Source organism: Candidatus Zixiibacteriota bacterium, from assembly GCA_022865345.1.
Taxonomy (GTDB): domain Bacteria; phylum Zixibacteria; class MSB-5A5; order MSB-5A5; family RBG-16-43-9; genus RBG-16-43-9.
In genome coordinates, this window is record JALHSU010000264.1 from 1 (window position 1) to 8,187 (window position 8,187).

General features: G+C 43.7%; 9 protein-coding genes and 3 tRNA genes. 5 read left to right on the plus strand and 7 right to left on the minus strand.

Annotated features, from left to right (window positions below; all coding sequences use genetic code 11):
* A partial coding sequence (locus MUP17_12700) for a dockerin type I repeat-containing protein (protein ID MCJ7459830.1) occupies positions 1 to 1,016 on the minus strand: 1,016 nt, incomplete at its 3' end.
* A 114-nt stretch (positions 1,017 to 1,130) separates the two neighbouring features.
* On the minus strand, positions 1,131 to 1,298 hold the full coding sequence (locus MUP17_12705; protein MCJ7459831.1) for a hypothetical protein: 168 nt from the start codon (positions 1,296 to 1,298) through the stop codon (positions 1,131 to 1,133).
* A gap of 496 nt (positions 1,299 to 1,794) precedes the next feature.
* On the opposite strand from MUP17_12705, the gene MUP17_12710 reads away from it, so the two are divergent.
* The 5 genes from MUP17_12710 to MUP17_12730 all read left to right on the plus strand — a co-directional run bounded on the left by MUP17_12710 (position 1,795) and on the right by MUP17_12730 (position 6,589).
* Positions 1,795 to 2,607, plus strand: a complete 813-nt coding sequence (locus MUP17_12710) for a 4Fe-4S binding protein (protein MCJ7459832.1) — start codon at positions 1,795 to 1,797, stop codon at positions 2,605 to 2,607.
* A 158-nt stretch (positions 2,608 to 2,765) separates the two neighbouring features.
* Complete coding sequence (locus MUP17_12715; GenBank protein ID MCJ7459833.1) at positions 2,766 to 3,404, plus strand: dockerin type I repeat-containing protein; 639 nt, start codon at positions 2,766 to 2,768, stop codon at positions 3,402 to 3,404.
* Between the two features lie 113 nt (positions 3,405 to 3,517).
* Positions 3,518 to 4,531 carry a redoxin domain-containing protein gene (locus MUP17_12720; GenBank protein MCJ7459834.1) on the plus strand — a complete coding sequence of 338 codons (1,014 nt, stop codon included), beginning with the start codon at positions 3,518 to 3,520 and terminating at the stop codon, positions 4,529 to 4,531.
* Between the two features lie 44 nt (positions 4,532 to 4,575).
* Complete coding sequence (locus MUP17_12725; protein ID MCJ7459835.1) at positions 4,576 to 5,124, plus strand: redoxin domain-containing protein; 549 nt, start codon at positions 4,576 to 4,578, stop codon at positions 5,122 to 5,124.
* Complete coding sequence (locus MUP17_12730; protein ID MCJ7459836.1) at positions 5,114 to 6,589, plus strand: DUF6029 family protein; 1,476 nt, start codon at positions 5,114 to 5,116, stop codon at positions 6,587 to 6,589. The genes MUP17_12725 and MUP17_12730 overlap by 11 nt, the downstream gene beginning before the upstream one ends.
* Positions 6,590 to 6,725: 136 nt before the next feature.
* Here MUP17_12730 and MUP17_12735 read toward each other — a convergent pair.
* The 5 genes from MUP17_12735 to MUP17_12755 all read right to left on the minus strand — a co-directional run.
* Positions 6,726 to 6,803, minus strand: a tRNA-His gene (locus MUP17_12735).
* Positions 6,804 to 6,849: 46 nt separating this feature from the next.
* Complete coding sequence (locus MUP17_12740) at positions 6,850 to 7,215, minus strand: four helix bundle protein (GenBank protein MCJ7459837.1); 366 nt, start codon at positions 7,213 to 7,215, stop codon at positions 6,850 to 6,852.
* Between the two features lie 49 nt (positions 7,216 to 7,264).
* A tRNA-Arg gene (locus MUP17_12745) sits at positions 7,265 to 7,338 on the minus strand.
* 89 nt (positions 7,339 to 7,427) lie between these two features.
* A tRNA-Pro gene (locus tag MUP17_12750) sits at positions 7,428 to 7,501 on the minus strand.
* Positions 7,502 to 8,000: 499 nt separating this feature from the next.
* A partial coding sequence (locus MUP17_12755) for a cold shock domain-containing protein (protein ID MCJ7459838.1) occupies positions 8,001 to 8,187 on the minus strand: 187 nt, incomplete at its 5' end.

Here is an 8,187-nt window from a genome sequence, read left to right on the forward strand (position 1 = left end):
CCTTTGAAAAGATAATTGATCAAATAGATTACATCGTTGACATTCACCATAGTGTCACAATTGACATCCCCAATTTCCATGGGATTGGGCTGGTACCCGTACTTGAACAGGTAGTTGACCAGATAAAGCACATCCGATACATTTTTGCGACCATCTGCGTTGCAGTCACCACGTGCAATAGTGGTGAAAGTCCATAAAGGACTGACTGTCGAATCACCGTTGTTAACTTTGGCGACGATTTGCCAGTAATAGGTCGTTCCAAAAGGCAGTGTGCCAGGGTCATACAGCCCTGTAGTCCTGTTCACGACAAAGGGCGGTGGATTGACTGTACCGAAATAAACATCGTAAACTACCTTGTCCAGATAATTGGAATCTCTACAGGTCCATCTTAGGTCAATATACGGACTAACCGCTTTTGCTGAATCTTTCGGCAGCGAGTCCTTAGGTACATCTGGAGGAACGTTAATCCAGATTGCTGCCGCATCGTCCACATAATAAGCATTAAACGGATTACTGCTGGGTGGATCTGCATATCCCTGATGCCATTCTGGATTGAAAACAGCTCCGATTACCGTAGTATTGGTCCTTGTTATACCTGCAAATGTCTGTCCCATTCCACTCGTGTGCTGATATCCAATCCAGGTCGTGGAATCGGTCCAGGTTTCCCCTGCCGCGACATAGACACTTTCCCTGAACGCATAATCCAGGAAAGCATGGGTCATCAGTTTTCCCCACTTATCCTTCCATCCCAGCGAAGAGGCAGCCTCAGTCACATATACTTCCAGAAAACCTCTGTACTCGCTGGTGTCGTTGTTTTGGACCGAAACCCCAATTTTTATAGTGGAATTTCCCATCCAATCAAAAGAAAGATTCAGGTCTATGTTCGATACAGCTCGGTTCCCACAACTATTGATACATGTAACGTGGTCAGTCTGAACTCCGCTGTAACCACCTACATTGACCTTGTAGCCTCCGTCGAACCAGACAGTGGGATAGCCAGGCAGATTAAGATCCAATAATCTATTCTGGCCATTGATGTTTTTGTCCGATACGTAAGAAACGTAATAAAACGGATACGCTCCGCCCCGGTAAATGTTCTCTAGGGCAGCACCTGCCCATGGGCAGTATGTTCACCAGGTCGCAGTGCCAAGCTCAGCAAAGACTGCATGCGTGAAAGTTACAGCCTTGCCAGCCTGCTCCTGCGCCATAGTAATACCCAGCCCCGCCAAAGTGAAGTAGATTACGGTCAGAATTGTTGCCGTAACCACAGCCCCATAAACCTTACGCTTGTTGCTCATTCCCTTCCTCCTGTTGTTGTTTCAGACTGCTGTTTTTTACTTTACCACTGTCACCCAGATTTTACCTGAGGAACTTGCTTATTGCTGCCTTTTAATGACTGCAATCAACTTTGAAAACAATATAACGAAAGACCAAAAAAAGTCAAGTTTTATCCTGTTTTAGCTGTTTGATTTTGCTGGAGAGCAAAAGTTAAAGAGAATATTGACAAAAAGCATATTTATGCTATATTTGGCTAAGGAGATGAAATTGATTTTCTTTAACCTTTTGTGAAAAGAGGACTGACATTGAAATCTCTAAAGAAATTTTTTATGATTCTTCTCCTCTTGATCTTGTTGGGGGTTTTATTTTACGGGATCAAAATAGGCGATTTTGAGGAAACCAGAGTCAACGGCTCCGCTTTATGCCTTTCGTGCATTGGTATTGGATAGTCAGGTAACTCTTTGACAGGCAAATGATTCTAATTGGACGAAAGTCAAAAGGTGGTTGCAACAGCAAATGAAAAGACGTTTTTTCCAGATCGGAAGCCTTTTGATCTCGAATTCTTATTTCGGCTCATTTTTTTACAGCAGGATCTATCAGGGATGGTTTAAAGGTGTTTGCATCCCCTTTATGAATTGCTATGGGTGCCCTCTGGCAATAGCAAGCTGTCCAATTGGAACCCTCCAGCATTTTGTCATCATAAAAGCCGTCCCTTTTTTACTTATCGGTTTTCTCGGGACCATCGGTCTGGTAGTAGGAAGGATGACCTGTGGATGGCTTTGCCCCTTTGGATTTTTCCAGGAAATGCTGCATAAGATTAAAACCCCTAAGTTTCATCCCGGCAGAGTGTTTAATTATACCAAGTATTTGATTCTAATAGGCTTAACCCTTCTGGTAGCTTTTTTTGTAGGTGAACCCTGGCTGTGCAAGCTTTGTCCTGTTGGTACCTTAGAAGCCGGCATACCGATTGTGCTCTGGAATCCCGGCGGCGATATTTTTACTCAAGATGGAGCAATTGCTTCCAGAATCGGTCTTTTGTTTGATTTCAAGCTGGCAATACTTTTTGGATTTGTGGCAATGGCAATTTTTATTCACCAGCCGTTCTGCCGATTTGCCTGCCCCCTGGGAGCCATCTATTCGGTTTTTAACAAGATTAGTTTTTACCGGATCAAAGCACATAAGGATAAATGCGGATTTTTTCACGAGTATCAGAATACATGCCCGATGGAGATAAATGCCCAGCAAAATCCAAATGATAAAGACTGTATACGCTGTCTGGAATGTACAAAATGCAGAAGCTTAGCTTTTAAACCTATCTGGAGGAGGTGAGAGAAGGGAAGTCAACCAGGTCATCCAGATCCGGGATAGTCATCATGTTTTGAGCTATTGAATTCGGCATTTAATTTTAAATGGAATTTATATCAATGAAAAACGTTTTGTAATCTTTCTAACTTAAACCAGATTTCGTGAAAGGAGCTATTAACAGTATGCTGAAAAACTCAAAGCTTACAGTGGTTTTCTTTCTGATTCTTTTGGCAGGTTTTTTCCTTATTCCAGTTAAAATCAATTCTCAGGTCTCTTTCACTTATACTGCTCCGGTAACTCAGAAAAGTGGAATAATCGATAGCCTTACCACGTTCAATTCAACCCTGACTAATATCGGCAGTGTAGCCGATACTTATGACGTGGATATGATCAGAAAACCACCCACTCCTGTCCAATGGTGGATACGGTTCTGTTCAAGCGGAATCTGCTGGGATTCAACCACCACTCATGCTCCCATTCCTGTCTCTCTAGGACCATCCGAATCTGGCGACGTTTTACTCGATATCAAACCATATACCTTCGGCACTGGAAACGTCACCATGAGAATAACTTCGCGCACAAATCCCAGCTTGGCAGATTCCATAACCTTTGTCCTGAAAGCCCTGCGTGGCGATGCCAACGGAGATGGAAAGGTAACTGTCAGCGATGTGGTTTTTCTGGTTAATTATCTTTTTAAAGGAGGTCCAGCACCTCTTCCTTTTCTATCGGGCGATGCTAACTGTGACACCAAGGTCACTGTCTCCGATGTTGTTTATTTGGTGAATTATCTTTTCAAAGGCGGACCTCCGCCCTGCGCCTGATGTTGTGGCAGGAAGGATTTTTTTAGGACCCGTAGGGACAGCCCTTCCATCGGCTTCGCTCAGGACGGTGAGTTTGTCGAACCGTGTGGCTGTCCTCATTGGTTTAGGACTGTATGAGAAAAAGAAGAACTGATCTTTTTGTCCTGCTAATAGTGAGCGTTTGTTTTTTTGTTCTGTGGTTTATTCACGGTTGTTCCACCAAGAACTTACTTCGGAACGAAAAAGTCGGCACGATATTTGTGCAGTCAGATACTGCGGGTGCGGATATATTTCTGGATAATGCTGCCACGGGCAAGCATACCCCTGACACCTTGTTCAATGTCAAGGCCGGAAGTCACCAGGTCAAGGTGCAAATGAGTGGGTATCTGTCTTCTCCTGTCTCAATTATCCTTGAGGTAAAGGAAGATAGCATAGTCTCCGCAAGCTTTACCTTGTTGAGCTTAAGCTACGGCTCTTTGCGAGTCAGCTCCAACGTTGACGGCGCTGATATAGTAGTTGATAATTTACCCACTGGTCAGAAAACGCCTTATCTGTTCTCTCACGATATCTCCACAGGTGCTCACCTCATATCCATTTTTAAAAATGGATATTCCAGCGATTCCCCTGCTAAGCAGTTGGTGAATATTTCTACGATTGACACCGCAAGCCTGGTTTTCAACTTATCTCCTGCTACTGTTGGACAGAGCGTGGGAAATATTACCCCGGATTTCAATCTGCAGGATGACTATGGGGAATATCTCAGATTCTATGCTTATCGCGGATACGTCTGCATTATCAACTTCTGGGCTTTATCCTGCTATTATTGTATGGTAGAGCTTCCTTATCTGCAACAGCTCTATTCCGAATACTCCTCGGACAGTCTCAAGCTTTTCGGAATCAATTATGAAGATAGTCTGGATGTAATCCAGCAGAAAAGAACCGAACTGGGACTTGGTTTTACCTTGCTCAAAGGTGCAGGAACAACCGCTAAAAGCGATTTCGGAATTATAGGGACACCGGTTACCATTATAATTGACCGCAGCGGAAAGATCTATTATTATAAATTAGGATTCACAGACCAGGCTGACAGAATCCAGCAGGAGATGACCATATTCAGACAAAAATTAAATGAGCTTTTTGGCAAGTAACTCTAATCTCCAGTCGATTGGCTGACATAAACACAGGGAGGAAAATGCGCAACCTTATTTTTAGATTTGGGATAATCCTTCTACTGTTCGTTATTCCTTCTTTAATTCAGAGTGATACAAAAATCTCCTCAGCCCCGAACTTTGTGGCAAAAGATTTAAGCGGCACCAAAGTGGAGTTGAAAGAGGTATTGAAGGGAGGCCCGGTTCTAATCAGTTTCTGGGCGACCTGGTGCAAACCCTGCATCAAGGAATTAGGCGAGCTACAAAAGGTCTATAAAAAATACCGGGAAAAGGGTTTTGAGATTCTGGCAGTGGACGTGGATGGTCCCCGCAGTATATCCAAGGTCAGGTCAATGGTCAAAGGACTGGGCTGGGATTTCCCTGTGCTTTGGGATGAGTCAAAGGACATCTACCGGAGCTACCAGGTTCTGGGTATACCTCACACGGTTTTGATCAATACCTCCGGTGAAATTGTATATACCCACACCACCTACCGCCCAGGGGATGAGGAGATAATAAAAAAGAAAATCGAGGAGTTGCTGAAGAAGCAACCTCTTCCGGAAGAAAAACAGGAAGAAAAAAGTGAGAAGTAGAATATTTCCTTGTCTGCCTGAATTACAAACGTCTTTCCTATCACCCTTTTTTCTCGCTCTGACATTTTTCATTTTCTTTTTTTCATTCTTTACTCTTTATTCTCCATTAGCCCAGGATTTTAAGTTCTCCGCCAGCAACCAGCTTGAATATTCCCTGGACAACAATCATAAAGACATATTCCACGACTGGTTTGATTTCATTGGTAAGTACGATATTTATGAAGCTGGATTAAGATACGAGGCTCACCAGCCGGATGATTTCGGGAACACTTTCCAGGAGTTTTCCTACAGATATTTCCAGGTCACGACAAAATCATTCCAGCTAATAGCAGGTAACTATTATGCCATGTTCGGGAGGGGATTGATCTTGCGTTCTTATGAGAATCGGGATTTGAGACTTGATAATAACCTGGATGGCATAAAAGGTAACTTGAACTCGGGCAGGTTTGACTTAACGGTTTTAGCCGGTTCTCCCAGGGATGGATACAAAAGGATAAATGACCCCCTGCAGGGAGCAGACGGGAAAATGGTCATCTCCAAATGGTTGACCATGGGAGGAAGCTTTGTCCAAACTGATATTACTAACTTTGGTTTTATCCGGCTCTTTGGGGGAAATGCAAGTTTTGTTTTCCCTCATTTGGATTTGTATGCAGAATATGTACGAAAGGATAACCCTTCAGGTGAGAACGTGGAGAAGGATGGAGAAGGAGTTTACCTGACATCCAGCTTTTATCAAACCGGTTTTGGACTGACTCTGGAATACAAAGATTACAAGAGACTTGATTTCACTAACGGAACACTGGTTTATAATAACCCTCCCTCCCTTACCAAAGAGCATCATTATACTTTGTTGAACCGAAATGCCTACATCTTGAATTTATATGATGAGAAAGGTATCCAGGCTCAGGCAGTCTTGACTCCTCAGGAAAAGCTTTCTTTTCTGACAAACTACAGTTACACCACAAATCACCAGAACAGGATGATTTTCTCGGATATCTATGGAGAGGCGGAATACGATTATAAGAGCTTAGCTACACTGAAGGGCGGTTTCTCCTATATGAAAAACAGACAGGAAGTCGGACTCCCCTATTTTCTGGCTCCGGTATTCGATTTTACCTATTATCTTTCAGGACAAAATAGTATCGCGTTTTCGCTTGAACATTTATGGACCAGCAAATACGATGGAAATCTAACCTATTACGACCAGATAATTTCCATAGATTTCGCTCATTCACCCAATATTTCCTTAACTTTGACTGATGAGAGAACTACTGAATGGAAAACCAGAGCCTGGTCCGGTAAAAAGAACTGGCTCATACTCTCTTTGGATCTGGCATTAGGTGAAAAGCACAACCTTACAATGAGCGTAGGCTCCAGGCGGGCAGGTAAGGTCTGTTCTGGTGGAATCTGCACTGACCGACCCGCTCTGGATGGGGGGGAAATAAAGCTTTTAAGCCGGTTTTAGTTCGTAGGTCAGGTGCTCTGCGCACCTGACAAATAAATAATTTCGAGCCTGCCCGGCCAAGGAGCACGTGCTCCTGACTTACTCTTATTGTCTTATTGACTCATCACCAGTCACTGATCACTAACCACTGTATTTCTGGGGTGGGTGACGGGATTTGAACCCGCGACCCTCAGGGCCACAACCTGATGCTCTAACCGGGCTGAGCTACACCCACCATGATTAAGTGATAGAGTGATTAGTGAAAGAGTGACCAAAAACAATTACCTCTTCAGTTTTGAGATCATGCTGTTTAACATCTTCAGAATTTCCGAATATTCCGAGGATAGCCTTTCATATTCCGCCTTATTGATATAATTCCTCTCAGAACTCAAATAGAGCCAATAATCGGTTTCGGGTATCGATCTTCGGGCCTGGTATAGATAACTGACGAATTCATTTCCTTTTCTTCCTCCGTAGCCTTCGACGATATTGGCTGGAATGGAAGAAGAGGAACGCAAAACTTGGCTTGTTATTATCTCAGCACCTCTGGTTTTCGGAAACTCCTCTACCAAATCAAAAATCCTATTGGTTAATCGATGTGCCTTCTGCCAGACCACCAAATCCCTGTAGCTTTTTATCTCATCCATAATTTTTTCTAATCACTTTTTCACTCTATCACTTAATCACTGTTTTTCACACCCCCGGCCCGACTCGAACGGGCGACCCTCTGCTTAGAAGGCAGATGCTCTATCCGCCTGAGCTACGGGGGCAGGCATAGTGACTGAGTGATTAGTGATAGAGTGACTAACTGATTTATCTTTCAATCACTTTTTCACTAATCATTCCATCACTGTCTTTCTCGGGGTGAGAGGATTTGAACCTCCGACAGCATGGTCCCAAACCATGTGCGCTACCAGGCTGCGCTACACCCCGTGATCTATCTTTTTTGAACTCACAGATAACAGATAACCTTATCGGCAGCAAAATCTTTTCTCTAACCCAATACGCTAACCAATATAAAAATACGGAAGTTATTGTCAAGCTTTTTTGGTCGCGGTGTAGCGGAGGTCTTCAGACCTCCATTCCTTAGACATTGGGACAGATAGGTAGGTCAACCATGTCCCAAGGACTGGTTGACATCCAATGTGCGAGCGGTAGAACAGACATTTTTAGTCTATTCCGTCAAGCAGGCTTCGCCATGCTTGACCTACATAGACTTAAACATCCGGACAGAGCAGGGCAAGGTAACCTCGCCCCTAACATAAATAAAAAAGCTCTCCCCGGTAGGTATCACCCTCAAACAAGTTTGAGGGTGATACCCAACCGTCTTTTAGCTGCCTGCTACCTGCTCCAGGCTACGAGCTTTTATAATAAATAAAAAACCCTCCCCGCAATGATGCGAAGAGGGTTCATAATGCGGTTAAATCTTATATTATAATTTAACTACATTAATTGCCTGCGGTCCCTTTGGACCCTCGGTGATATCGAAGCTAACCTCGTCTCCCTCTTTCAGGGACTTATATCCCTCTGATTTTATCGCGGAATAATGCACAAAGACGTCTTTCCCCCCTTCCTTGAGCTCGATAAATCCAAATCCTTTAGCCTCGTTGAACCACTTC

Coding starts and splice junctions, on each gene's coding strand:
- MUP17_12710 (MCJ7459832.1), top strand. CDS start 1,795: ATGAAAAGACGTTTTTTCCAGATCGGAAGCCTTTTGATCTCGAATTCT.
- MUP17_12720 (MCJ7459834.1), top strand. CDS start 3,518: ATGAGAAAAAGAAGAACTGATCTTTTTGTCCTGCTAATAGTGAGCGTT.
- MUP17_12715 (MCJ7459833.1), top strand. CDS start 2,766: ATGCTGAAAAACTCAAAGCTTACAGTGGTTTTCTTTCTGATTCTTTTG.
- MUP17_12705 (MCJ7459831.1), bottom strand. CDS start 1,298: ATGAGCAACAAGCGTAAGGTTTATGGGGCTGTGGTTACGGCAACAATT.
- MUP17_12725 (MCJ7459835.1), top strand. CDS start 4,576: ATGCGCAACCTTATTTTTAGATTTGGGATAATCCTTCTACTGTTCGTT.
- MUP17_12740 (MCJ7459837.1), bottom strand. CDS start 7,215: ATGGATGAGATAAAAAGCTACAGGGATTTGGTGGTCTGGCAGAAGGCA.